Origin of the sequence: Christiangramia aestuarii (genome assembly GCF_009735585.1) — a bacterium.
Classification (GTDB): Bacteria; Bacteroidota; Bacteroidia; order Flavobacteriales; family Flavobacteriaceae; genus Christiangramia; species Christiangramia aestuarii.
This window is the reverse complement of the sequence record NZ_VJVW01000003.1, coordinates 107,983-132,478: the sequence shown is the minus strand read 5'-3', so window position 1 is coordinate 132,478 and position 24,496 is coordinate 107,983. Positions and strand designations below refer to the sequence as shown.

24 protein-coding genes are annotated in these 24,496 nt (G+C 40.8%); 16 read left to right on the top strand and 8 right to left on the bottom strand.

Going from position 1 to position 24,496, the window contains the following annotated elements:
• Positions 1-84 precede the first annotated feature (84 nt).
• Positions 85-243, bottom strand: coding sequence for a 50S ribosomal protein L34 (gene rpmH / locus FLP08_RS08465; protein ID WP_011708966.1), 159 nt, complete (start codon positions 241-243; stop codon positions 85-87).
• Between the two features lie 149 nt (positions 244-392).
• Between rpmH and FLP08_RS08460 the strand changes: the two genes are divergently transcribed.
• Positions 393-908 carry a tetratricopeptide repeat protein gene (locus FLP08_RS08460; RefSeq protein ID WP_156275913.1) on the top strand — a complete coding sequence of 172 codons (516 nt, stop codon included), beginning with the start codon at positions 393-395 and terminating at the stop codon, positions 906-908.
• Positions 909-1,032: 124 nt separating this feature from the next.
• Positions 1,033-1,734 carry a TlpA family protein disulfide reductase gene (locus FLP08_RS08455; protein ID WP_156275911.1) on the top strand — a complete coding sequence of 234 codons (702 nt, stop codon included), beginning with the start codon at positions 1,033-1,035 and terminating at the stop codon, positions 1,732-1,734.
• 3 nt (positions 1,735-1,737) lie between these two features.
• Here the strand turns inward: FLP08_RS08455 and FLP08_RS08450 are convergent, their stop codons facing one another.
• Complete coding sequence (locus FLP08_RS08450; protein ID WP_156275909.1) at positions 1,738-2,694, bottom strand: lytic transglycosylase domain-containing protein; 957 nt, start codon at positions 2,692-2,694, stop codon at positions 1,738-1,740.
• Positions 2,695-2,699: 5 nt separating this feature from the next.
• The gene (locus tag FLP08_RS08445) at positions 2,700-3,407 is read right to left on the bottom strand and encodes an alpha/beta hydrolase family protein (protein ID WP_156275907.1); all 708 of its coding nucleotides are present in this window, start codon (positions 3,405-3,407) and stop codon (positions 2,700-2,702) included.
• Between the two features lie 101 nt (positions 3,408-3,508).
• Between FLP08_RS08445 and FLP08_RS08440 the strand changes: the two genes are divergently transcribed.
• Together FLP08_RS08440 and FLP08_RS08435 are read left to right on the top strand one after the other, a co-directional pair.
• A complete protein-coding gene (locus FLP08_RS08440; RefSeq protein WP_156275905.1) occupies positions 3,509-4,222 on the top strand; it encodes a pirin family protein in 714 nt (237 codons plus the stop codon).
• A 13-nt stretch (positions 4,223-4,235) separates the two neighbouring features.
• Positions 4,236-4,532, top strand: coding sequence for an N-acetyltransferase (locus tag FLP08_RS08435; RefSeq protein ID WP_156275903.1), 297 nt, complete (start codon positions 4,236-4,238; stop codon positions 4,530-4,532).
• Here the strand turns inward: FLP08_RS08435 and mtaB are convergent.
• The gene (mtaB, locus tag FLP08_RS08430) at positions 4,529-5,860 is read right to left on the bottom strand and encodes a tRNA (N(6)-L-threonylcarbamoyladenosine(37)-C(2))-methylthiotransferase MtaB (protein WP_156275901.1); all 1,332 of its coding nucleotides are present in this window, start codon (positions 5,858-5,860) and stop codon (positions 4,529-4,531) included. The genes FLP08_RS08435 and mtaB overlap by 4 nt on opposite strands.
• A gap of 163 nt (positions 5,861-6,023) precedes the next feature.
• Between mtaB and FLP08_RS08425 the strand changes: the two genes are divergently transcribed.
• Positions 6,024-6,287, top strand: a complete 264-nt coding sequence (locus FLP08_RS08425) for a hypothetical protein (protein WP_156275899.1) — start codon at positions 6,024-6,026, stop codon at positions 6,285-6,287.
• Here FLP08_RS08425 and FLP08_RS08420 read toward each other — a convergent pair.
• Together FLP08_RS08420 and FLP08_RS08415 are read right to left on the bottom strand one after the other, a co-directional pair.
• Positions 6,284-7,456: a GlmU family protein gene (locus FLP08_RS08420; protein WP_156275897.1), complete on the bottom strand. Its 1,173-nt coding sequence runs from the start codon at positions 7,454-7,456 to the stop codon at positions 6,284-6,286. The two genes, FLP08_RS08425 and FLP08_RS08420, sit on opposite strands and share 4 nt — an antisense overlap.
• 121 nt (positions 7,457-7,577) lie before the next feature.
• The gene (locus FLP08_RS08415) at positions 7,578-7,832 is read right to left on the bottom strand and encodes a type B 50S ribosomal protein L31 (protein ID WP_156275895.1); all 255 of its coding nucleotides are present in this window, start codon (positions 7,830-7,832) and stop codon (positions 7,578-7,580) included.
• 150 nt (positions 7,833-7,982) lie between these two features.
• Between FLP08_RS08415 and FLP08_RS08410 the strand changes: the two genes are divergently transcribed.
• The 7 genes from FLP08_RS08410 to FLP08_RS08380 all read left to right on the top strand — a co-directional run bounded on the left by FLP08_RS08410 (position 7,983) and on the right by FLP08_RS08380 (position 14,986).
• Entirely contained in the window at positions 7,983-8,513 is a 531-nt protein-coding gene (locus tag FLP08_RS08410) for a DUF4199 domain-containing protein (RefSeq protein ID WP_156275893.1), read from the top strand.
• A gap of 4 nt (positions 8,514-8,517) precedes the next feature.
• A complete protein-coding gene (locus FLP08_RS08405; protein ID WP_156275892.1) occupies positions 8,518-9,477 on the top strand; it encodes a glycosyltransferase family 2 protein in 960 nt (319 codons plus the stop codon).
• Positions 9,478-9,526: 49 nt separating this feature from the next.
• Complete coding sequence (locus tag FLP08_RS08400) at positions 9,527-11,257, top strand: phospho-sugar mutase (protein WP_156275891.1); 1,731 nt, start codon at positions 9,527-9,529, stop codon at positions 11,255-11,257.
• Positions 11,258-11,268: 11 nt separating this feature from the next.
• On the top strand, positions 11,269-13,092 hold the full coding sequence (locus tag FLP08_RS08395; RefSeq protein WP_156275890.1) for an ABC transporter ATP-binding protein: 1,824 nt from the start codon (positions 11,269-11,271) through the stop codon (positions 13,090-13,092).
• Between the two features lie 332 nt (positions 13,093-13,424).
• Complete coding sequence (locus tag FLP08_RS08390) at positions 13,425-13,970, top strand: RNA polymerase sigma factor (RefSeq protein ID WP_156275889.1); 546 nt, start codon at positions 13,425-13,427, stop codon at positions 13,968-13,970.
• 31 nt (positions 13,971-14,001) lie between these two features.
• Complete coding sequence (locus FLP08_RS08385) at positions 14,002-14,532, top strand: hypothetical protein (RefSeq protein ID WP_156275887.1); 531 nt, start codon at positions 14,002-14,004, stop codon at positions 14,530-14,532.
• Position 14,533: 1 nt separating this feature from the next.
• Entirely contained in the window at positions 14,534-14,986 is a 453-nt protein-coding gene (locus tag FLP08_RS08380; protein ID WP_156275885.1) for a hypothetical protein, read from the top strand.
• A 76-nt stretch (positions 14,987-15,062) separates the two neighbouring features.
• On the opposite strand, the gene FLP08_RS08375 is transcribed toward FLP08_RS08380, so the two are convergent.
• Positions 15,063-16,121: a WD40/YVTN/BNR-like repeat-containing protein gene (locus FLP08_RS08375; protein WP_156275883.1), complete on the bottom strand. Its 1,059-nt coding sequence runs from the start codon at positions 16,119-16,121 to the stop codon at positions 15,063-15,065.
• A 72-nt stretch (positions 16,122-16,193) separates the two neighbouring features.
• On the opposite strand from FLP08_RS08375, the gene FLP08_RS08370 reads away from it, so the two are divergent.
• On the top strand, positions 16,194-17,405 hold the full coding sequence (locus tag FLP08_RS08370) for an RsmB/NOP family class I SAM-dependent RNA methyltransferase (protein WP_156275881.1): 1,212 nt from the start codon (positions 16,194-16,196) through the stop codon (positions 17,403-17,405).
• 4 nt (positions 17,406-17,409) lie between these two features.
• On the opposite strand, the gene FLP08_RS08365 is transcribed toward FLP08_RS08370, so the two are convergent.
• Positions 17,410-17,976, bottom strand: a complete 567-nt coding sequence (locus tag FLP08_RS08365) for a DUF4377 domain-containing protein (RefSeq protein WP_156275879.1) — start codon at positions 17,974-17,976, stop codon at positions 17,410-17,412.
• 325 nt (positions 17,977-18,301) lie between these two features.
• Here FLP08_RS08365 and purL point away from each other — a divergent pair, with 325 nt between their 5' ends.
• From purL to FLP08_RS08350, 3 genes are all read left to right on the top strand, one after another.
• Entirely contained in the window at positions 18,302-21,967 is a 3,666-nt protein-coding gene (gene purL / locus FLP08_RS08360) for a phosphoribosylformylglycinamidine synthase (RefSeq protein WP_156275877.1), read from the top strand.
• A 122-nt stretch (positions 21,968-22,089) separates the two neighbouring features.
• Positions 22,090-23,868: an AMP-dependent synthetase/ligase gene (locus FLP08_RS08355; RefSeq protein ID WP_156275875.1), complete on the top strand. Its 1,779-nt coding sequence runs from the start codon at positions 22,090-22,092 to the stop codon at positions 23,866-23,868.
• A gap of 161 nt (positions 23,869-24,029) precedes the next feature.
• On the top strand, positions 24,030-24,482 hold the full coding sequence (locus tag FLP08_RS08350) for a MarR family winged helix-turn-helix transcriptional regulator (protein WP_156275873.1): 453 nt from the start codon (positions 24,030-24,032) through the stop codon (positions 24,480-24,482).
• The last annotated feature ends 14 nt before the right edge of the window (positions 24,483-24,496 follow it).

Here is a 24,496-nt window from a genome sequence, read left to right as displayed (position 1 = left end):
GAGCTAAAAATAAGAAGCGTCTGGGTATAAAAAAAGGCGTTACTCAAAAAGTAACACCTTAATTATTTCGAACACCGTGATTCATTAGTGTTTATGTCTGTTTTCAGAAGATACAGATAGTTTCTTTCTTCCTTTAGCTCTTCTTCGAGCAAGGACTTTTCTTCCGTTAGCACTAGCCATACGCTCCCTGAATCCGTGCTTATTTTTTCTTTTCCTTTTAGATGGTTGAAACGTTCTTTTCATTGTGAATATCTTTTATCTTCTGTAATTCGTTTTGTCTGTCTATAAAACTGCGTGCAAATATACAAAGCTTTTTAAGTACTGCAAATACTAAATTAAAATAATTTTTAATTGTTTTTATTACCTTTGCCGCCTGGAAAATCAAGATAGAAATGTTCAATAAGAATATCAAATTAGTACTGGCCGGATTATTAATAGCAACTGCGATCTGGCAATTCATCGAAGGTGAAATTGGAAACGGGATTTTCCTGTTATTACTCTCGGGTATATTTATATTCCTATATTTTAAAAACGAAATGATCCTGCTGGCCTTTTTACGCCTTAGGAAACAGGATTTTACCGGAGCCAAGAAATGGCTGGACAAGATCAAGGATCCTGAAAAAGCCCTGGTACAAAAACAACAGGGTTACTACTGGTATCTTCACGGACTCATGGTTTCCCAGACCAATATCACCCAGGCTGAAAAATTCTTTAAGAGGGCTTTAAAACTTGGCCTTTCCATGGATCACGACCTGGCCATGGCCAAACTTAACCTTGCCGGGATCGCAATGACCAAGCGTAGAAAAAGAGAAGCCACTACCCTTTTGAATGAGGCTAAAAAGCTGGATAAGCATGGTATGATGAACGACCAGATACGCATGATGAAGGAGCAGATGAAAAAGATCTAAGATCTGCGTTATTAACAATTTAAGAACAAAAGTCGCTTTAACTAGAATATAGGCACTTTAACGAAATATTTTTCTTGTAAGAAAAGGCTGATATACTTTTGACAAAACCAGCCCCAAAAATTACATGAAAAAACTATTATTAGTTTTTCTCCTTATCGGCCCTACAGTATTTTCTCAGCAAGAGCTAAAGGAAAAAACTTATTTCTCAGAGGAATTATTCTTCCACCTATCAGACTATAATAGGAAAGCAGACCTGGCCTATCGTTTTAACGATTATGAAAAAGGCAGGGAACTTTTTGAGGATTTCACCAGCACACATCTTGAAGGCTCCTATATGGATAACTTCAAATTCAGGAACCTTAAAAAGAAAGAGGTTCAGCTTTACGATTTCAAAAAACCTGTATTTCTAATTACCTATGCCTCCTGGTGCATACCCAGTAAAGGAGAGGTCCCGGCCCTTAACGAACTAGCTTCGGAATATAGGGATCAGGTAGATTTTGTGGTACTTTTCTGGGATAAACGGGACAAGGTAAAAAAGCTCGCGGAAAAATTCTCCTCAGATATCTCTATCGTATACGTTGATGAAAGTCAGAATAATGGAGCTTATGTTGTGAAACAACTAAAGCATTCCCTGGGCCTCCCCACCTGCTTCCTGCTTTCAGGGACTAAAAAGATCATGGATATAAGAAGAAGCGTATTCCCTCCCCTACATACAGAAGAGGAAACCGCTTATCGTGAAAATTACATCGCCCTGGAAACCAGTATCTCTAAAAACCTGGTAAATTCCTTCAACGAGGTATATGCAGACAATGTGATAACTGAATAGTTATTAATTCACTTCCGGATAATAACCTTCTTTCGGAATATCTATATAGTATACTTTTCTAGAAGCATTCTTTAAATGATCATCCCTTAACCATGGGTTATGAATCTTTAAAGTTTTGTAGTTAATACCAAACTTAGCGGCAAAATCAGGAAAATCCTTTACCACCGTATCTACCTTCACCTTTTCTACCGGAATATGCTTATAAAGGTCTTCTTTATCGAAATTGAAGCCGTATTTCTGGGGATGATTCATGATTTCCTTTAGCGCCAGGATCCTGAAAACATAACGCCCTGTCTCTTCACCCAGCAAAAGATCGTAATAATCCCCAACTTTTTGCCTGTCCAACTGTTTGTCTACACCATACTGTCCCGCGTTATAAGAAGCCGCAGCCAGGGTCCAGGAACCAAAACGTTCTTTAGCCTTTTTCAGATAATCGGCGGCTACACGGGTAGATTTTTCAATATGATACCTTTCATCTACATTATCATTGATCTCAAGACCATAATCCTTTCCTGTACCTTCCATGATCTGCCAGAATCCCACGGCTCTTGCCGGGGAAACGGCCTGGGTTAGACCACTTTCGATCACCGCCAGGTATTTAAAATCATCGGGCACACCTTCTTTTTCAAGAATTGGCTCGATCACCGGAAAATACTTGTTTGCCCTTTTCATCAGCAAAAGGGCATTAGACTGCCAGTAGGTATTTACCAGTAGTTCCCGATCCATTCTTTCATAAATATCTGGATCTTCTAAAGGTACTTCTTCCCCGGCAAATTCCAGGTTTTCGGGCATTGGCAATGCCTGTATCTTATAAGAGTCTGCTACGCTTTTATTGGTATCATCCTTCTCCATCTTGGTTTTTCCGGCAGAACCTCCATCTTCCTGCTGCACCGCATTTATACTAACTGCGCAAATAGTAAATAATCCCACTAATAACACCGCGCTTTTTAAAATCTTCATAGCTTTCAATTAATCTGTTTTATCTTTTTTTTCTTCTTCATTTTACCAGAAATGATCAATTCCGGTAAATTCTCATTGAACCAGCGGAACCTGTTAATGATCATGATATGGGTTCCTCCATTTACGATTATCGCATTCTTAATATTTTTTATTGGAAAGACTTCATCCTTATCTCCATGAATATGGATAATCTTTTCATCGGGCTTTTCGCATTTCCAGTTCACCATATTCTTTATGGCCCAGTTCAGGTATTGCTTATCTGTGATAGAAATGTATTGCTTGTAAAGCTTGGCTCTTTTCTGCAAGAACTCTCCCACTGCAATTTTTTCAAAATAATCCACATAATCGGCCAGGCCGGTAGGGATCAGTTTAAAAAGACCGGTTTTTGAAGCGAACTTCATTCTCGGCGGTAATTCATCGGTACATTTAACACTGGAAATTATGATAAGCCTTTTAAGATCCAGGAACTTTGCCATTTCCTGTACAATTACCCCGCCAAAAGAAACGCCAATCAAAACCGGATTCTCATGTTTCACATAATTAACCATCCTTTTCGCATAATCTTCAAGGCTTTCATCTTTATTGGGAATTTCCCATTCCAGCAAATGAACCTTGAACTTGGCTTCAGGCAGAGAAATGTATTCAAAAATAGAAGGACCAGCTGCCATTCCCGGCATAAAGTAGATATGTATAAGCTCCTCCTTCTCTTTCATTTTAACATGCGTATAACAAAGAATACTAGGTTTTAATCGTAAATTTAACAATCAAAATTACTGCATAATACTTGACTTTCAAATTTACCAACCCATAAAAAATGGAAAAAATATTACATCCTGCAAACTCGCGGGGTACTGCAAATTACGGATGGCTTAAAGCAAATTATTCTTTCAGTTTTGCAAATTTTTTCGACCCGAAAAAGGTACAATTCGGACTTTTAAGAGTACTTAATGATGATTATGTACAGGCTGGTATGGGCTTTGGAACCCATCCGCACCAAAATATGGAAATTATCTCCATTCCCCTCAAAGGAGAGATAAGACATAAGGACTCTATGGATCATACCAAAGTGATCACGGCTGGAGAAGTTCAGGTAATGAGCGCAGGAACCGGGGTTGAGCACAGCGAGTTCAATTCTTCCAAGGAAGAGCTCAATATGCTACAGATCTGGATCTTCCCCGAACAAAACGGGTTGGAACCGAGATATGACCAGAAGGATTTTTCAGAGCTTCTGGAAAACAACAAGCTTATTAATATAGTTTCCCCGAAATCTGACCGATCTGAAAATGCTTTATACATCAATCAGCAGGCCTATTTGCATTTAGGTGATTTTGAGGCTGGCAGGAAAATTGATTATAAATTGAAGAATGAAGCCCACGGCGTATATATCTTCTTGATTGAGGGTGAAGCCGAAGTGGATGGAAACCTCCTAAAAAGGCGCGATGCCGCAGGAATCTGGGATACCTCTACCGTATCCTTGGAATTCAAAACCAATTCTAAAGTTCTTCTTATTGAAGTTCCCATGAATTAAAAAAAAGGAAGAAATGAGCAATGAAGATTTAAATATTACCGACAATGAGTTTCTAAGACAATTCGAAACCCGCATTAACGATGAACTGGCAGTAATTGAATATTCCCAGCAGGAGAGAAAGATATTCCTAACCAAACTTAGAATGCCAGATGATACCGAAGATCGCCGTGAAGATTTTATCAAAGCGGTGCTCGCAGAGATCAAAGAAAGAAATATAAGCGTGGTACCTACCAGTCCTGAGATCGCAGGATTCATAAGAAAAAACCGGAGGAAATATAAGGACCTCCTTCCGGTAGGGATCAATATTTAAACACTTACGGGCTCCGGTAGTTCCTCGAATCTTACCAGACCGTCTTCATCAATCTCGCTTAGCCTGATCTTTTGAAGTGTATTTACTTTATTAGGATTCCAGGGCGCCTTCACTTTTACGTAGTTTTCAGTAAACCCGTGAATATAGCCTTCCTTGTTTTCTCCTTCGAAAAGAACAGTAGCCGTATTTCCCAGCTGACTTTCATAAAAAGCCCTTCTTTTCTTAGCTGAAAGACCTCGAAGCATTTTGCTTCTCTTTTTCCTTACTTTCAAAGGAACCACCCCTTCCATTTCTGCTGCCGGAGTATTATCCCTTTCAGAATAGGTGAAAACGTGCAGGTAAGAAATATTCAGTTGATTCAGGAAATTATAGGTTTCAAGGAAATGTTCCTCGGTTTCGCCGGGGAATCCAACGATCACATCCACCCCTATACAGGCATTAGGCATCACTTCCCGTATCCTTTTTACCCTGTCTACATAGAGATCGCTCATATACCTTCTTCTCATTAGCTTCAGGATCTCGTCACTTCCACTCTGCAACGGAATATGGAAATGAGGAACAAAGGTCCTGCTCTGGGAAACAAAATCTATGGTGTCATTTTTCAATAGATTAGGCTCAATAGATGAGATCCTCAGTCTTTCTATTCCTTCTACTTCATCGAGGGCTTTCACCAGGTCCAGGAAGGTATGCTCATGTTTTTTATTTCCGAACTCACCCTTCCCATAATCCCCGATATTCACCCCGGTAAGTACGATCTCCTTGATGCCTTGCTCAGAGATCTCCGCGGCGTTTTTCAGTACATTCTCCAGTTTATCACTTCTGGAAATTCCACGGGCCAGAGGGATCGTACAATAGGTACATTTATAATCACATCCATCCTGCACCTTTAAAAACGCACGGGTGCGGTCACCAATAGAGTACGAACCAACATAGAAATCGGCTTCATTGATCTCGCAGGAATGAACCTCCCCAAAATCGTTCTTGGTAAGGTCATTCAGATAATCTGTGATCTTAAATTTTTCGGTTGCTCCCAACACCAGGTCTACACCATCTACTGCAGCCAGTTCTTCCGGTTTCAACTGCGCATAACATCCCACGGCGATCATAAAGGCATTTTCATTAACCTTTTGTGCCTGCCTTACGATCGTTTTAAAACGCTTATCGGCATTTTCTGTAACCGAACAGGTGTTGATCACATAGATATCTGCTTTTTCAGAAAACTCTACCCTCTCAAAGCCTTCATTCTCGAAAGACCTAGCTATGGTTGATGTTTCAGAAAAATTAAGCTTACAACCAAGCGTGTAAAATGCGACTTTTTTAGCCTTCATATTCCTTCATTTAAGATCCACTTCCCGGATTCGGGCTGCAAAGATACCAACTAAAAAGCTTTCTGTAAAATCCTTATCCAATTGTAATGTTTAGATAATGTGAAAGTTAGAACCAGCGACTGCTTTTTTTCGTACCTTATCCCACTTTTATAATTGAAATATCATGAATTTTGGGAGCACTAACGATGCTGCATTTCAACTAGAGTCGAACGCGCATCATAGCAACTCTAAGCTTTCCAACGATTTTAACCCCGGTCGGGATAACACTTCCCGAATCCTGGAAAGAAGCCGTCTAACCGAAGAAGACCTCGAGGAATTCCTCTTGAACATCAACAAAGAGCATAAAAAAAAGCATCGCAAGGTCCTGATGATCTCGGCGCTGCTTTTTATAAGCCTGGCGGTGGTGATCCTGGTGTTAAGCCTTTAGTCTCTTCTCCATTTAGCGGAAAAATCGAAAACATGCTGCAGGATATCCCTATCTTCCTGTGAAAGCTCTGTATTTCGTCGTTTCATGACTATTTCTGCAGTTTCCAGGGCCTTTTCTAGTTTATAGGTACTGGTACCGGCGCTTCCTCCCCAGCTAAATCCTGGGACAAAATTTCGAGGGAAGCCGCTTCCAAAGATATTGGCACTAACCCCTATTACTGTTCCGGTATTAAACATGGTATTAATCCCGCATTTACTGTGGTCTCCCATAATTAACCCACAGAATTGCAGACCTGTCCTTGCAAAGTTTTCGGTATTGTAGTTCCAAAGCCTAACTTCGGCATAATTATTCTTAAGGTTAGAATTATTGGTGTCTGCCCCAATATTACACCATTCACCGAGCACCGAATTACCAAGAAAGCCTTCGTGCCCTTTATTAGAATTCTGGAACAAGACCGAATTGTTCACTTCCCCTCCTACCTTGCAAAAAGGCCCGATGGTAGTGGCACCGTAGATCTTAGCGCCCATTTTCACCGTGGCGCCCTCACAAATCGCAAAAGGCCCGCGAATGAGGGAACCTTCCATAATAGTTGCATTTTTGCCAATATAGATGGGGCCGGCTGAAGCATTCAAGGAACAGTTTTCTACAACCGCACCTTCCTCGATAAAAATATTCTCTTCTGCCTTTACGAAATTGGAAGCATCTATTTTCTGAGATTCTCTTTCTTTGGTAAGTATCTCAAAATCCAGCGCAATGGCCTTATCGTTTTTAGAAAATATCTCCCAGGTATGAGATAGTTTTAGAATTTCCTGGTCAAACCTAACTTCCTTTAAAGATTCCAGGTCTGGCTCTCCTCCATCCCCTGCAAAATAAGCTATAAGCTCATCTCCAGAAACTAGCTTTTCCCCGGGTTTCAGGTTCTTCACCTTCTCTGCCAGTTCTCCTGTAGGAATAAAAGTTGAATTGATAAATATATTCTCTTTTTCAAGCTGTTGAGGCCACTTCCCGCTAAGGTAATCTTCTGTTTTAGTCGAAGTCTCTGCAGAGAGTAACTTTTCCCATTTTTCACGAATGCTCAGGATACCGATCCTGATATCTGCCACCGGCCTTGTAAAGGTGAATGGCAAAAGCTCCTTTCTCACTTCACCATCAAAAAGAATATAATTCATCGTTCTTTAAATTTTGTCAAATTTAATAGTTCCCAAAAAAGATTAAAGTATCCAGCCAAAAAAGCTGAACAAAAAAAGCCGCTATTACGCGGCTTTATATATTTTGTAAAAACAGGAAAAATTACTTTTTCTTGAATTTTGCGTATTTGTTCTTGAACTTGTCAATTCTACCTGCACTATCCACAAGCTTAGTCTGCCCTGTGTAGTATGGGTGAGAAGTTCTGGAAATTTCCAGTTTTATCAACGGGTACTCAGTTCCGTCAACTTCGATAGTTTCTTTTGTCTTTGCTGTGGACTTGGTAATGAATACGTCATCGTTAGACATATCTTTAAAAGCTACCAGTCTATAATTTTCCGGATGGATTCCCTGCTTCATCGCTTTGATTCTTTTAATTTTCGAGGTGCAAATTTAATTAATAACTTCTCAACTACAAACAAAATTCAAAAAACTTTTTCCTGAATTTAGATTGTAACGTTTTCCTATATTTGATTACTAACCGCTAAACTAATCAAACTTCAATTTAAAATGGAACAATCAACCAAAAAACTTGCCTCCAGCTATGGACTTTACCTAGGTCTTGCTTTAATCTTAATCACCGTACTGGTATATGCCTTCGACATTTCCTTAATGACTGAATGGTATTATAACATTTCTATTTACATTATCATTCTGGTGCTTAGCATCATGGCGGTTAGTAAGGCCAAAAAATTCAATACCGGTCTTTTTAGTTTCAAGGAAGCTTTTTCCTCCTATTTTTTAACCGTTGTAATAGGCCTTGTAATTTCTGTGGTTTTTAGTGTTTTACTTTTCAACCTTATAGATCCAGAGGCAGCAAACACTGTTAAAGAATTGACCATGGAAAAACAGGCTGAAATGTTCGAAAAGTTTGGGATGACCGAGGCTCAAATTAATGAGGCCATGGGAAAAATGGAGGAAGAGAACTTCTTTTCCCTGAAGAATATTTTGATCAGTCTGGCCGTACAATTGGTGATTTTCTCGATTATTGGGCTTATAATTGCATTAATTTTTAGGGAAAAAGACACAACAAACGCATAAATTCATGCAGGTATCGGTTGTCATACCACTACTTAACGAAGAACAATCTTTAGTAGAACTATATAATTGGATCGTAAAGGTTTTACGATCCAATTCCTTTTCCTATGAGATCATTTTTATAGATGATGGTAGTACAGATGGTTCCTGGAGGACCATAGAGGCTCTTTCTGAAAATGACGAACAGGTAAAAGGCATCAGGTTTAACCGTAACTACGGAAAATCACAGGCCCTGCATGCAGGATTCTTAAAAGCCGAAGGCGATGTGGTGATCACCATGGATGCCGATCTACAGGATAATCCGGAAGAAATACCGGAGCTTTACGATATGATCATTAAAGAGGGAAACGACCTGGTTTCTGGATGGAAAAAGAAACGATATGACAATGTTCTTACTAAAAACCTGCCTTCAAAACTATTTAATGCAGCAGCAAGGAAAACTTCTGGGGTAAAACTCCATGATTTCAATTGCGGGTTAAAAGCCTATAGAAAGGACGTGATCAAGAATATAGACGTGTATGGAGAAATGCACAGGTATATTCCCGTACTGGCCAAAAATGCCGGATTTTACAGGATCACCGAAAAAGAAGTCCAGCACCAGGCTAGAAAATATGGTACCACCAAATTCGGTGTAAACAGGTTCATTTACGGATTTCTGGACCTTATAAGCATTTGGTTCCTTTCTAAATTCGGCAGAAGACCTATGCATTTGTTCGGAGCACTGGGGGTACTAATGTTCATTATAGGATTCGTGACCGCCGGCTGGATAGGCCTTTCAAAACTTTATAAACTCTATCATGGCATTCCCAATATTCTCGTTGTAGATAACCCCTGGTTCTATATCGCACTTATCGTAATGGTAATTGGAACCCAGTTTTTTCTTGCCGGCTTTTTAGGCGAACTAATTCTGAGATCCAAAAGAGATAAGGAACGCTACCTAATAAAGAAAACCACGCCTAATATTTAGGCCCTTTCTGGTTTTAATCATTATTTTTGCTTAGCAAAACAATCTAATTATGGCTACTATCAAACCTGAAATTCTTCAGAAAGCCGAGTCATGGCTTACCGATATATTTGATGAAAAAACAAAATCTGAGATCAAAAAACTGATCGACGAAAACCCAAAAGAGCTCGAAGAAAGCTTTTATAAAAATGCTGAATTCGGAACTGGCGGAATGCGCGGGGTAATGGGTGTGGGTACCAACCGCATCAATAAATATACCCTTGGAAAAAATACACAGGGACTTTCAGATTACCTTAAAAGATCATTTCCTGGAAAAAACCTTAAAGTAGCCATCGCTTACGATTGCAGGAATAACAGCCAGCAACTGGCAAAAGTAGTAGCCGATGTATTTTCAGCCAATGGGATCAAGGTCTTTTTATTTTCAGAATTAAGACCCACGCCAGAACTATCTTTTGCTGTAAAGCACCTGGACTGCCAATGTGGGATTGTGCTAACGGCCAGCCATAACCCTCCGGAATATAACGGTTATAAGGTTTACTGGGAAGATGGAGGCCAGCTGGTACCACCACAGGACGCAGAATTAATAGAAACCATCAACAACCTTGAATATTCAGCAATTAATTTTGATGCAAATGAAGAATTAATTGAACAAATAGATACTGAAGTTGATAAGGTCTTCGCTGAAAGATCTGTAGAGAACGGAAGTTTTGACACTTCGGCAAGTACCAGGAAAAACCTGAAGATCGTATTTACTTCTCTCCACGGAACCTCTATTACCATGGTTCCAGAAGTTCTTGAGAAAGCGGGATTCATTAATGTGCATATCGTAGAGGAACAAAGAAAACCAAACGGAAACTTCCCAACTGTAGAATCCCCCAACCCGGAGGAACCAGAAGCATTAAAAATGGCCCTGCAAATCGCCGATAAAGAAAATGCGGATATCGTGATTGGAACAGATCCCGACTGTGACCGTCTAGGGGTAGCCGTAAGAGACCTGAACGGAGAAATGATTCTTTTGAACGGAAACCAAACCATGCTGGTAATGACCTGGTTCCTGCTGGAAGAATGGAAAAGGCAGGGAAAGATCAAAGGCAAGGAATTTGTGGCGTCTACCATCGTCTCCACGCCTATGCTTAAAAATCTTACCGAAGCTTATGGCGTTAGGTATATGGAAGTGCTTACAGGATTCAAATGGATCGCAAAACTAATCAAGGACCACCCAGAACTTGACTTTATTGGAGGTGGTGAAGAAAGTTTCGGTTATATGGTAGGTGATTTTGTAAGGGATAAGGATGCGGTGACCGCTACTCTACTGGCCTGCGAGATCGCTGCCAGTTTGAAGGACAAAGGAAGTTCCCTTTACAAACAGTTACTTCAGTTATACACAGAATACGGCCTATACAAAGAAGAACTTATTTCATTAGTGAAAAAAGGTATCGAAGGTGAAAAAGAGATCAAGCAAATGCTTATAGATCTTCGTGAAGATCCATGGGAAGAGATCGATGGCGAAAAAGTGGTCCTGGTAGAAGATTATAAATCTTCTGTAGCCAGGAATGTACAGGATCATACCGAGCACGTTCTGGATATCCCAAAATCTAATGTCCTCATTTATTATACCGAGAACGGAACCAAGATTGCGGCAAGGCCAAGCGGTACCGAACCGAAGATAAAGTTCTACATCAGCGTAAATACCGAACTGGATTCCGTGGAAAACTTTGAACAAAAAGACCAGGAATTGAGTGATAAAATTGCCCGGATTAGAGAGGAATTACAACTGGGCTAAGCTATAACTAAATGACCTATTTTCGGAAAATACTTCAATTCGCAATTCCGTATAAACGTTTTGCGATCCTGAACATTATTTGCAACATCCTTTACGCGATCTTTAGTACCCTTTCGTTCATCGCGCTAATCCCGGTGATACAGGTGCTTTTTGACGAAACCAAAAGAGTTTCCAAAAAACCGGTCTGGGACGGCCTGGGCGGTATGAAGGATTATGTGACAGATTATTTTAATTACGAGGTTACCCAGAGGGTGAACCAGGACGAAGTCGCCGCTCTTGTCTTTATTTGCGGCATCGTGGTGTTACTGTTCTTCCTGAAGAACTTTTTTGGTTACCTGAGTTCCTTCTTTCTTACATTTTTGCGTAACGGGGTTTTGAGAGATCTTCGCGATGCAATGTATAAGAAGATACTTAGCTTACCGGTATCTTATTTTTCTGAAAAAAAGAAAGGTGACACGATATCAAGGATCACGGCAGATGTGAACGAGGTTCAAACCTCCTTCCTTTCCATCCTCGAGCTTATAGTTCGGGAACCGCTTACCATCCTGTTCACCATTATCGCGATGTTATTAATGAGCGCCAAGCTCACCCTTTTTGTTTTTATATTTTTACCTATTTCTGGATTTATAATTTCTTTGATAGGCAAACAGCTGAAAAAACAATCCAACCTGGCGCAGGAAGAAAACGGCCATTTCCTGAGTATCGTAGAAGAAACGCTTTCCAGTTTAAAGATCGTGAAGGGATTTAATGCTGAATCTAAATTCTATGCGAGGTTCCAGGAATCTACGAACCGCCTTAATCATATCCTCAACAAGTTGATTAACCGGCAGAACCTGGCCTCCCCTACCAGTGAATTCCTTGGGATCTTCGTGATCGTGGTCATTCTCTGGTTTGGAGGGAACATGGTTTTGGTAGATCAAACCCTGGATGCGGCTACCTTTATAGCTTTCCTTGGGCTGGCTTATAATATCCTAACCCCGGCGAAACAGATCTCTAAAGCTACTTATAGTGTAAAGAAAGGAGACGCAGCTGCTGAAAGGATACTTTCTGTCCTGGAAACTCCCTCCAGCATCACCGATGCACCCGGCGCAATAGAAAAGAAAAGCTTCGATTCTGAAATAAGCGTGGAAAATATAAACTTCAGTTACGAAGAGGAAAAGGTCCTGAAAAATTTCAGCATTAGGGTTCCTAAGGGGCAAACTGTTGCCCTGGTAGGCCAGTCAGGCTCCGGGAAATCAACGATTGCCAATTTACTTACCAGGTTTTACGACGTGAACGATGGGGCAATTAAGATCGACGGTACCGATATACGCCATATGACCAAGGCATCTTTAAGAGACCTGATGGGACTGGTCACCCAGGATTCAATTTTGTTCAACGACACTATTAGGAATAATGTTTCTTTAGGTAAAGATGATGCTACAGATGAAGAGATTATTGACGCGCTAAAGATCGCCAACGCCTGGGAATTTGTAAAGGACCTTCCTGAAGGCCTGGATACCAATATTGGTGATAGTGGTAATAAACTGAGCGGTGGCCAGAAACAGCGTTTATCTATCGCCAGGGCCGTATTAAAGAATCCGCCGGTGATGATCCTGGATGAGGCTACTTCTGCCCTGGATACCGAAAGTGAAAAACTGGTGCAGAAAGCCCTGGAGAACATGATGAAAAACAGGACCTCGGTGGTGATCGCGCACAGGCTTTCTACCATTCAAAATGCCGATAATATCGTGGTAATGCAAAGAGGAGAGATCGTGGAACAGGGAAAACATCAGGAACTTATATCCTCGAACGGAACTTATAAGAAGCTGGTAGAAATGCAGTCATTCGATTAGATTTCAAACTTTATTAAATAAAAAAATGGATGGTAAATTACCATCCATTTTTTATTGAAATTATTTCCACTTTGGGGCAAATGAAAATAATGCGATTCAATTTCATTTTTGTTTGGGGCAAAAAAAGATTAAATCATTCTGGTGGTAAATTTATAAAATTTTAATCATTTACCAAGAATTTTGAGCCTTTTATCTGATTTAAAATGCTTTTCATCGGATATATTTTATGATAGCTCTGGCTATTTCCTACACTATGAAGTTCGTAAATTTGATTTATACTGTTGAAAGCTTTTCTATACCTTTATCCCCGTTTCAGAAAATAAGTGACCATTTTGGCAAACAAGGAATTTCAGTTTGTAAAAAGACTACAGGATAGCTCCACTTCGCAGGAAGCTTTCAGGGAACTTATATCCGATTACAAGGAAAGACTCTACTGGCACATCAGGAACATGGTAAAAAGCCACGACGACGCAGACGATGTTCTACAGAACACTTTTTTGAAAGTCTATCGCAATATAGACCAGTTCAAGGGCGACAGCAAGTTATATAGCTGGATGTACCGCATTGCCACCAACGAATCTATTACCTTCCTGAATAAAAAGGCCAGAAGATTGCAGATAACTTCTGAAGAATTACAGGATCTGATCATAGATAACCTGCAAAGCGATGTATATTTTGAAGGAGACGAAATACAGCTAAAACTACAAAAGGCGATCGCAAGCCTGCCAGACAAGCAGCAGCAGGTCTTTAATATGAAATATTTTGAGGAGTTAAAGTACCGGGAAATGGCAGAAATCCTGGAAACCAGTGAAGGAGCCTTAAAGGCTTCCTACCATATAGCCTCGAAGAAAATTGAAGAATATTTAAAGTCAAATTAAACCTTTCTGAATTTAGAAAGTCAAATAAACAATGAAACCCAATAGTCCAAAATATCAATCAAAACCCGGCTTTAAGGTTCCTGATGATTATTTCAGCAGCCTTGAAGACAAACTCATGCGGAGAATAGATGCCGAAAACAAGGCAGATCTTCCCGACATGGGCAGTGGTTTTACTGTACCTGAAGGATATTTTGATACTTTAGAGGAGCAGATCCTTTCAAAGACTAACCGGCCTTCGAAAGTTGTTAGCTTATTTAAAAAAGAATACCTGTATTACGCAGCTGCCATTGCTGCAATTTTCGTTTTAATGCTCGGTAATTTCTTCCAGGCTGAACAGCCGCAAAATTTAGGCTGGGATGATGTTGAGATTACCGAAATTGAAGATTACTTCGATGAAGATTACAATATGAGCTATATGGAATGGAACACCACTGAATATTCAGACCTGATGTTCGATGATGCCAGGCTAATCTATGAGGAGGATTTTAATAATGTAGATTCTGAAGCGGTATTCGATTACCTTGACGAAAATATTGAAGACCCGACCTATATATTTGAATAGCATGAAAAAGATAGCATTTACTCTACTTGTTCTTTTCACGGTTTTCCAGACCCAGGCCCAGGAAGAACGTGATGAAAAGCGTGAACGCATTAAAGCTTTAAAAGTCGCTTACTTCACCCAGGAACTAAAACTGGATGAACAAACGGCTGCAAAGTTCTGGCCTATTTATAATAAATATGAAGAGCAAAGACGTGAGCTGCATAAACGTGAACACGTAGAGCTCAAGAATGTGGAATGTATGAGCGAGAACGAGGCCGAGAATTTACTGGACGAGTTTCTTTCGGTAGAAAGCGCGGAGTATAAAATTAAAAAGCAGCTATTTAAAGACCTTAAGCAGATAATTTCCGCCAAGGACATTATCAAACTGCACGAACTTGAAGATGAGTTCCATAAAAAACTTATAAAAGAATACCGCTCCAAAAGAGAGCAGAAAGGCGTTGATAGTAGTGAATAGTCAACTATTCATGTTTAGTTTTTTGGTTAGTTAGTAGTTAAAACTCCGGCAGCTTAAACTGTCGGAGTTTTATTTTTTAGCGAAATCTCAATCTGGCGATCCTGCCCTTCCCTGCTGCAAAGGCAGTGGAATCATTGAGAAATCTGATGGAATAGAAGCCTTCATCAGAAAGTTTTTTCCAGGAGTCTCCAAAATCAGGGCTGTATTCTATTCCGGTAAATCCTACCGCTACCAATCCGTTGCCCTTAGAACCGGGTACGAACCTTACTGAACTTTTATAACCGGGATCCTTTCCATCGGCAATAAGCTGCCAGGTTTTACCGCCATCGAGGGTTACCGCTTTATTCCCTGAATTGCCTTCAGGATTGGTATAATCTCCACCTATGATCACTCCTCTCTCCTCATCATAAAAATCCATACTATATCCTCCGGTCGTAGGTTCGCCCTGTAATAAGGGTGTATCATACACCTTCCAGCTCTTTCCTTTATCTGGTGAATACAATATTCGTGATTTAGTGCCACCGGTAAGTATCCAGGTATGTTCACCTTCAATGGCGATATTCGAATTACTGGCAGCGAAAGCAGCCTCTCCTTCAGCAGCTTCAGGCAAGTTCTCACAGTCTATTTTTTTCCAAGTTTTGCCACCATCCCTGGTAAGAATAATAGAGATACAGGAATCTGTAGGATCTCCCATCGCAATTCCTTCTAGGTCGTTCCAGAAAGCCATGGCATCATAAAATACCTTTTCATCTTCCTCCTTATAAACCAACTCCATATTTCCATCATCGCCTGTTTTATATAAAAGTGCAGGATTAGCAACACTTAACATGAAAAAGTCATTGGAAGTACTTCCTACCGCCCGAAACTCCGGGCTGATGCTATCGAATTTCTGAACATTTGTTTTCCAGCTGTCATTTGCAGCATTGTATAAACCGTAATTTCCGTTATTTCCGGCAAAAGCCAGGTTCTTTCCTATGATTTCAATGGCACGTACACTCAGGGAATCATCCTGCAACAAAACCTCTACTTCAACCGATTCAAAAACCTTTGGTTCTGCCGTGTTTACTTCTTCTTTCTTTGGGTCATTCTTGCAGGCAAAAGCCAGTAAAATCAATAAAAAACTTAATTTTTTCATGTTCAGAATTTGAGTCAAATATAAATTAATCCGTTTCAAAAAAACGTAACTTTGCAGCTTTAAAGAAATTTTATGCGCCTACACAGGAATCTTGTTTTTGCTACCATTGATGCTTTAGCCGAAATCTTTAACGAAGGAAATTATGCCGACAAGGTGATCGAAAAGACCTTGAAGCGTGATAAGCGCTGGGGATCCCGGGATCGTAGTTTTATTGCTGAAACCACTTATGATATCGTAAGATGGAAAAGGCTTTATGCCGAGATCGCTGAAGTTAAGGAGCCCTATAAAAGGGAAGATCTTTTCAGGATGTTCGCCGTTTGGTGTGTACTAAGGGGGATCACCATTCCAGACTGGCCACAATTCGAAAAAACACCTGAAAGACGTATCAAAGGAAGATTCGACGAGTTAAGCAGGATCAGAAAATTCCGTGAGTCGGTCCCAGACTGGATGGATAAACTTGGTGAAGAAGAACTGGGAGAAAAGGTCTGGACCAAAGAATTACATGCCTTAAACGAACAGGCTCCGGTGGTGATTAGAGCGAACAAGTTAAAGACCAATCCCAAGGAACTGGCCCAGGTTTTAAGCGAGGAAGGCATAGAAACTTCAAATCTTAGAAATTATCCTGAGGCACTCGTGCTTAAGGAACGTGCCAATATTTTTAAAACCAAGGCATTCCAAAATGGACTTTTTGAAGTTCAGGATGCGAGCTCCCAAAGAGTTGCTGAATTTCTGGATGTCAAACCTGGCATGCGTGTAGTTGATACCTGTGCCGGAGCCGGTGGAAAAACACTTCACCTGGCAGCTTTAATGGAAAATAAAGGCCAGATCATCGCGCTGGACATATACGGCAACAAACTAAAAGAATTAAAACGAAGGGCTAAACGTGCCGGAGCACATAATGTTGAGACCAGGAGCATAGATTCCACTAAGGTCATCAAGAAACTATATAACTCGGCAGACCGGGTATTAATCGATGCTCCCTGTAGTGGTCTTGGAGTCCTTAGCCGAAACCCGGATGCCAAATGGAAACTGGACCCTGAATTTTTAGACAGAATAAGAAAGACTCAGCTTGAGATCCTAGAGCAATATTCCAGAATCGTTAAAGAAGGTGGGAAACTGGTTTATGCCACCTGTTCTATTTTACCTTCAGAGAATCAAAAGCAGGTACAGAAATTCCTAAAGACCGAAGCGGGAAAACCCTTCAGGTTAATGAAGGAAAAGGTGATACTCTCCAGCGAAAGTGGATATGATGGCTTCTATATGGCCCTTCTGGAAAAAGAATAAATATTTACCTTAAAGACATAAGTTTTAAAACCCTATCCGGCTGGTGAACGAAAGTCCCGGTCACCTCCGGATTGTTTTCCAGGTAATCATCAAGATCTGTGCATAAAATATCACAATCGATCTCATATCGATCCAGCAAAAAGTTTTTCACCCCGTCACGGGTCACGAAATTCTCACCTCCGAATTTCAGTTTTATATCAAAATTTTCGCCTTCAGCTACCTTTTGTTTAGACCTAACTTTAAGCAATATATATTTGATAGCGCTTGCATCTTGCGGAGGATTGGCATCGATCAATTTACTTGCCCTGAGGTCGTAGACATAACCAGGCTCGTAATTAAAGCCCTCGATCTCGTCGTAATGAAACTTCCAGGCGTCCCCTCCTATCTCCCCCGATTCCTGTATCTGATAAACCAGTTGGGGTCTAAGTCCAAAACCGGTTTGCTGAAAATGATTGATCCTGAGGTCAACGATCTCTATATCGTCTGGTCTACCTCCGTTTATGGAACAGGACAGGCTCAATAAAGAAGCCATTAACCCCATCCATGCGATGATGTGGATTTTAATATTCATGATGTAAATGATTGATTACTTTAAGGTACGCATAATTTCAGGATGAGTCTGGCATTAAATCCTTAAAAAACTGAATTTCAATTTTTTGAGGTAATTTTTATTTTAATAGGATTAAATATGAGAGAAGCAACTCCCCCAATCGCTCTTCATGTTTATTATTAAAATATTCCTTCTGCTAATTTTGAGCTATTAATAGACGAACGAGAATTTAGCCCGGCCTTGATTGAATCTTTATTACTGAAGAATTATTCTGAACTTAAATTTTAGGGATTAGGTTTAAAAAAGTAAATTTGTGCCTTTACAAAACAACACAAACACAACATAAATGATCCTCTTCTTCGGAAACCAAACTACCAAGGTTTTTGCTGTGGAAACACACTCAGAACTTTCAGCTCAGGAAATCTCAAAACTAAACTGGCTTTTCGGAAATACCCTTCAAATACATAAATCTGCCCTGGCAGATTTTTTTGTTGGTCCCCGTGCCGCCATGGTCACTCCATGGAGTACCAATGCCGTGGAGATCACCCAGAACATGGGGATTCATGGTCTTATAAGGATAGAGGAATTTCTTCGGGTAGACGAGCATTTTCATGATTTTGACCCTATGCTCTCTCAAAAATACGACGGACTGGATCAGGATATTTTTGATATTCATATAAACCCAGCCCCTATCATCGAGGTTGACGATATAGAAGCTTTCAACCAGCAGGAAGGCCTGGCTCTTAACCCGGAAGAGGTGACCTACCTGGAAAACCTGGCCAAGAAATTGGGCAGGAAATTAACAGATTCAGAAGTATTTGGATTTTCACAGGTAAATTCGGAGCATTGCCGTCATAAGATCTTCAACGGAACCTTCGTGATAGACGGTGAGGAAAAACCGGTTTCCCTATTCAAATTAATCAGGAAAACTTCGGAAGAAAATCCGAACGATATAGTTTCAGCATACAAGGATAATGTGGCCTTCGTAAAAGGTCCACGTGTTGAACAGTTCGCCCCGAAGGCTGCAGACGTGCCTGAATATTACCAGGTCAAGGATTTTGATTCGGTGATCTCTCTAAAAGCCGAAACTCACAACTTCCCCACCACGGTGGAGCCTTTTAATGGTGCAGCTACCGGTAGTGGTGGTGAGATAAGAGACAGGCTAGCCGGAGGAAAAGGTTCCCTGCCACTTGCAGGAACCGCGGTTTATATGACCTCCTTCTCCCGCCTGGAAAAGGACAGGAAATGGGAAAACGGAATGAAAGAAAGGGACTGGTTATACCAGACTCCCATGGATATTTTGATCAAGGCTTCCAACGGAGCTTCAGATTTTGGAAATAAGTTTGGCCAGCCCCTCATTTCGGGCTCTGTACTGACATTTGAACACTCAGAGCACGACCGAGCCCTGGGTTATGACAAGGTGATCATGCTGGCCGGAGGAATTGGGTATGGTAAAAAAGACCAGGCCCTTAAGGATGTGCCCAATAAAGGCGACAAGATCGTGGTACTTGGTGGTGAGAACTACCGTATCGGGATGGGCGGAGCTGCCGTTTCTTCAGCAGATACCGGTGAATTTAGCAGCGGTATAGAGCTGAATGCCATTCAGCGTTCCAACCCTGAGATGCAAAAAAGAGCTGCCAATGCCGTACGCGGAATGGTAGAAAGCGATGAAAACCCAATCGTATCCATTCATGACCACGGAGCCGGTGGGCACCTTAACTGTTTAAGTGAACTTGTAGAAGAAAAAGGTGGTAAAATAGACCTGGATGCACTTCCGGTGGGAGACCCAACACTTTCAGCCAAAGAGATCATTGGCAACGAATCACAAGAACGAATGGGACTTGTGATCGGGGAAGCCGAGATCGCCAGGTTAAAAAGAGTGGCAGATCGCGAAAGATCGCCAATGTATGAAGTTGGTAATGTAACCGGAGATCACAGATTTACCTTTGAAGGGGAAAAATCTGGGCAGAAACCAATGGACCTTGAACTTTCAGATATGTTCGGAAGTTCACCCAGAACCATTATGAAGGATAACACTGTAAAAAGGTCTTATGATGATGTGCAGTATACTTCTTCAAAATTACATGAGTACCTGGACCAGGTTCTACAATTGGAGGCAGTTGCAAGTAAAGACTGGCTGACCAATAAAGTAGACCGTTGCGTTTCCGGAAGGGTAGCAAAACAGCAAACCGCCGGCCCACTGCAGTTACCCCTGAATAACTGCGGCGTAATGGCACTGGATTATAAAGGCAAGGAAGGCGTGGCAACCTCTATTGGCCACTCCCCTGTTTCAGCCCTGGTAGACCCGGTAGCTGGATCCAAAAACTCAATTGCCGAGGCCCTTTCCAATATCGTTTGGGCTCCTCTGGATAAAGGATTAACTTCCATTTCATTATCGGCTAACTGGATGTGGCCTTGTAATAATGAAGGTGAGGACGCAAGGCTATACGAAGCGGTAGAAGGAATTTCGAATTTCGCCATTTCCCTGGGGATCAATGTTCCTACCGGGAAAGATTCGCTTTCTATGAAGCAAAAATATAAGGACGGTCAGGTGATATCGCCGGGAACAGTGATCATTTCAGCTGCCGGCCATTGTAACGACGTCACTAAAGTTGTAGAGCCTGTGCTTCAGAAGAACGGCGGTAACATTTATTATATCAATCTGTCCCAGGATAAATTCAAACTGGGAGGTTCTTCCTTCGCTCAGATTCTGAATAAAGTGGGTGCTGAAGTACCTACTATTAAGGACGACAAAAAATTTGCAGCCTCATTCAATGCTATCCAAGAACTGATTAAAAATGACCTGATCCTGGCCGGACATGATGTGGCTTCAGGAGGATTGATCACCACCTTATTAGAAATGTGCTTTGCAGATATCAAGCTTGGAGCAGATCTAAACCTTTCAGCTTTAAATGAAAGTGATATTATCAAACTCCTTTTTAATGAGAATTGCGGAATAGTATTTCAGGCCAAAGATTCTTCTGTAGAGGAGATACTAAAGGAAAAGGCTATTGAATTTTTTAATATCGGGAAGGTCATTGAAGGTGAAGAACTTAAAATAAGGAATACCGGGGCTAACTTAAGCTTCAGTATTCCACAGTTAAGAGATACCTGGTTTAAGACCTCTTTCCTTTTAGATGAAAAACAGAGCGGAATAGATAAGGCTACTGAACGCTACCATAATTATAAGGAACAACCTTTAAAATTCAAATTTCCGGAACACTTTACCGGAAAACTGCCTGAACTTGATTCCAGCAAGCCGAAGATCAAGGCAGCCATCATCAGGGAAAAAGGATCGAATTCGGAAAGAGAAATGGCCCGTGCCATGTACCTCGCCGGGTTCGATGTAAAAGATGTACATATGACCGACCTTATTAGCGGAAGGGAAACCCTGGAAGATATAAAGTTCATAGCCGCAGTAGGTGGATTCTCTAATTCTGATGTTCTTGGAAGTGCCAAGGGATGGGCCGGAGCTTTTCTATATAACGAAAAGGCTAAAGAAGCCCTGGATAAGTTCTTTGCTAGAAAAGATACTCTTTCTCTTGGAGTTTGTAATGGATGCCAGTTATTCATAGAACTGGGGCTTATCAATCCTGAACACGAGCAGAAGCCTAAAATGCTTCACAACGAATCGCATAAATTCGAATGTAATTTCACTTCTGTAGAGATTCAGGAAAATAATTCGGTAATGTTATCAACACTTGCCGGCAGCAAACTTGGTATCTGGGCCGCACACGGAGAAGGCAAGTTCAGCTTTCCATATGAGGAGGAAAAATATAATATTGTTGGGAAATATGGTTATGAAGGTTACCCGGCCAACCCTAATGGTTCACATTATAACACTGCAGTTTTAACAGACCAGACAGGTAGACACCTGGTTATGATGCCTCATTTAGAGCGTTCTACCTTCCAATGGAACTGGGCTCACTACCCAAAAGGAAGAAAAGACGAGGTTTCACCCTGGTTAGAAGGTTTTGTAAATGCCAGAAAATGGCTGGAAAATAAGCAGTAAGACGAATTTTTTGGCAATAAAAATAAAGGGATGTTAAAAACATCCCTTATTTTTTGAATTATCGATTTGAAGTAGCCCCCTTTTTTGCTATTTTGCGAAGCACATACAAATTATTCAAATTGATGAATGAAATAAAACGACTCTTTGATTTCCCTTATTATCAACTTGAAAACTTTCCATTAAAAGAAGCGCTTGCCACTAAATACGGCAACGAATGGAAAACACTTTCAACGCAGCAATATATAGATCAGGCGAACGCCATAAGCCGAGGGCTTTTAAGATTAGGCATAAAGCCGAACGACAAAATTGCGATCATTTCCAGTACGAACAGATCTGAATGGAACGTAATGGACATTGGGATCCTTCAGCTAGGTGCTCAAAATGTACCTATTTATCCAACGATATCTGAAGAAGACTACGAATATGTTCTCAACCACAGTGGGGCTATCTACTGTTTTGTTTCAGATGAAGAGGTACTGGGTAAGGTTAACCGTATTAAAGGTACCACGCAGTTGAAAGGTATATTCAGTTTCGACGATATTCCAGGCTGTAAAAGCTGGAAAGAAGTTCTGGAAAGTGGCGAAGACAAAGGCAACCAGGATGAAGTTGAAAAACTTAAGAAAGCTGTGAAGCCAGACGATCTTGCTACTTTAATATATACCTCGGGAACCACAGGAAGACCAAAAGGCGTAATGTTAACCCACGACAATATTGTTAGTGATGTACTCGGCAGTGCTCCGCGGGTACCTTTTGAGCGAGGCACCTATGTGGCCCTGAGCTTCTTACCGGTATGTCATATTTTTGAACGTATGATATTGTACCTATATCAGTATTATTCTGTTTCAATTTATTTTGCCGAGTCTATAGATAAGATAAGTGATAACCTTAAAGAGGTTAAACCTCACGTGATAACGGCAGTCCCGAGATTGCTGGAAAAGGTTTACGATAAGATCATCGCCAAAGGAGCCGATCTCGACGGGATCAAGAAAAAACTTTTCTTCTGGGCTGTTGAACTAGGACTGGAATATGAACCATACGGAGCTAATGGCTGGTGGTACGAGACCAGGTTAAAACTTGCCAGAAAGCTGATTTTTTCAAAATGGAAAGAAGGCCTGGGTGGAAATATTGAACTTATTGTTTCAGGTAGTGCAGCACTACAGCCAAGACTGGCCAGGGTATTCGCTGCTGCCGAGATCCCGGTTATGGAAGGATACGGACTTACAGAAACTTCCCCTGTGATTTCGGTTAACGACCAGCGTAACCATGGTTTCAAAATCGGCACCGTAGGTAAAGTTCTGGATAACGTTCAAGTGAAGATCGCTGATGATGGAGAGATCCTGGCCAAAGGACCTAATATCATGAAAGGCTATTATAAGGACCAAGAAAAGACCAACGAGGTCATAAAGGATGGATATTTCCATACCGGTGATATAGGTGAGATCGACTCAGAAGGCTTCCTTAAGATCACCGACAGGAAAAAAGAGATGTTCAAAACCTCTGGTGGTAAATATGTTGCTCCACAATTAATTGAAAACACCATGAAGCAATCGCGCTTTATCGAGCAGATCATGGTAGTTGGGGATGGCGAAAAAATGCCGGCAGCATTGATACAACCTAATTTTGAATTTATATCAGACTGGGCCAAGAGAAAGAAAATAGATCTTGGAGAAGGAACAGAAAGAGATATCGCCAATAACTCTATGGTAAAAGATAGGATACAGGAAGAGATAGATTTCTATAACCAGAAGTTTGGAAAATGGGAAAGGGTAAAAACCTTTGAACTTACACCAGAAACCTGGTCTATAGAAGAAGGTCATCTAACTCCTACAATGAAGCTGAAAAGAAGAATTATTAGAGATCGATATCAGGATCTTTACGAAAGATTATACGGTCGATTTTAATCTGCCACTGAGAAAATGACAAAAAAAACTCCTCCTAACCCGGGGAGTTTTTTTGTTTTAAGAATATTTACTTCATAAATTCAGCATATTAATATTTTTAAACGAATTTTATTATGCATGCATAATATTTTTTCCTAACTTTGGATTCATTCAAAATCCAGATGAAAGAAAAAACAATAGATTATGTACTGCGTGCCACCTGGATGGCTGTTTCCAAAATGTACAATGAGGAAGCAGGAAAAGCAGGAAGCACCATGGCTACGGGCTTTGCCCTGCTAAGCATAGACCCCGAAGAAGGCACCCCATCTACTTCACTTGGCCCAAAAATGGGTATGGAGGCTACCAGTCTTTCAAGGATTTTAAAGACTATGGAAGAAAAAGGACTTATCGTTAGGAAAAAAAATCCTAATGATGGTCGCAGCGTTCTTATTCACCTAACCGAATTTGGGAAGGAAATGAGAGATTACTCCAAACGAGTGGTCCTCAGGTTCGATGAAGCTGTAAAGGAAAACGTTTCAGATAAAGATCTGAAGACCTTTATACAGGTTGCCAATACCATCCTGGAGCTAATTGGTGAAAAGAAGATATATAGAGAAGAAATAAAAATCAGGTAAAACACTAAAAACCA

Bases quoted from the DNA above. Each gene is read 5' to 3' on its own strand.
- FLP08_RS08385 (WP_156275887.1), top strand. From the start codon at position 14,002: ATGAAACCCAATAGTCCAAAATATCAATCAAAACCCGGCTTTAAGGTT.
- FLP08_RS08460 (WP_156275913.1), top strand. From the start codon at position 393: ATGTTCAATAAGAATATCAAATTAGTACTGGCCGGATTATTAATAGCA.
- purL (WP_156275877.1), top strand. From the start codon at position 18,302: ATGATCCTCTTCTTCGGAAACCAAACTACCAAGGTTTTTGCTGTGGAA.
- FLP08_RS08365 (WP_156275879.1), bottom strand. From the start codon at position 17,976: ATGAATATTAAAATCCACATCATCGCATGGATGGGGTTAATGGCTTCT.
- FLP08_RS08405 (WP_156275892.1), top strand. From the start codon at position 8,518: ATGCAGGTATCGGTTGTCATACCACTACTTAACGAAGAACAATCTTTA.
- rpmH (WP_011708966.1), bottom strand. From the start codon at position 243: ATGAAAAGAACGTTTCAACCATCTAAAAGGAAAAGAAAAAATAAGCAC.
- FLP08_RS08455 (WP_156275911.1), top strand. From the start codon at position 1,033: ATGAAAAAACTATTATTAGTTTTTCTCCTTATCGGCCCTACAGTATTT.
- FLP08_RS08420 (WP_156275897.1), bottom strand. From the start codon at position 7,456: ATGAATTATATTCTTTTTGATGGTGAAGTGAGAAAGGAGCTTTTGCCA.
- FLP08_RS08350 (WP_156275873.1), top strand. From the start codon at position 24,030: ATGAAAGAAAAAACAATAGATTATGTACTGCGTGCCACCTGGATGGCT.
- FLP08_RS08410 (WP_156275893.1), top strand. From the start codon at position 7,983: ATGGAACAATCAACCAAAAAACTTGCCTCCAGCTATGGACTTTACCTA.
- FLP08_RS08400 (WP_156275891.1), top strand. From the start codon at position 9,527: ATGGCTACTATCAAACCTGAAATTCTTCAGAAAGCCGAGTCATGGCTT.
- FLP08_RS08415 (WP_156275895.1), bottom strand. From the start codon at position 7,832: ATGAAGCAGGGAATCCATCCGGAAAATTATAGACTGGTAGCTTTTAAA.
- FLP08_RS08370 (WP_156275881.1), top strand. From the start codon at position 16,194: ATGCGCCTACACAGGAATCTTGTTTTTGCTACCATTGATGCTTTAGCC.
- FLP08_RS08375 (WP_156275883.1), bottom strand. From the start codon at position 16,121: ATGAAAAAATTAAGTTTTTTATTGATTTTACTGGCTTTTGCCTGCAAG.
- FLP08_RS08450 (WP_156275909.1), bottom strand. From the start codon at position 2,694: ATGAAGATTTTAAAAAGCGCGGTGTTATTAGTGGGATTATTTACTATT.
- FLP08_RS08440 (WP_156275905.1), top strand. From the start codon at position 3,509: ATGGAAAAAATATTACATCCTGCAAACTCGCGGGGTACTGCAAATTAC.
- FLP08_RS08355 (WP_156275875.1), top strand. From the start codon at position 22,090: ATGAATGAAATAAAACGACTCTTTGATTTCCCTTATTATCAACTTGAA.
- FLP08_RS08380 (WP_156275885.1), top strand. From the start codon at position 14,534: ATGAAAAAGATAGCATTTACTCTACTTGTTCTTTTCACGGTTTTCCAG.
- mtaB (WP_156275901.1), bottom strand. From the start codon at position 5,860: ATGAAGGCTAAAAAAGTCGCATTTTACACGCTTGGTTGTAAGCTTAAT.
- FLP08_RS08435 (WP_156275903.1), top strand. From the start codon at position 4,236: ATGAGCAATGAAGATTTAAATATTACCGACAATGAGTTTCTAAGACAA.
- FLP08_RS08425 (WP_156275899.1), top strand. From the start codon at position 6,024: ATGAATTTTGGGAGCACTAACGATGCTGCATTTCAACTAGAGTCGAAC.
- FLP08_RS08445 (WP_156275907.1), bottom strand. From the start codon at position 3,407: ATGAAAGAGAAGGAGGAGCTTATACATATCTACTTTATGCCGGGAATG.
- FLP08_RS08395 (WP_156275890.1), top strand. From the start codon at position 11,269: ATGACCTATTTTCGGAAAATACTTCAATTCGCAATTCCGTATAAACGT.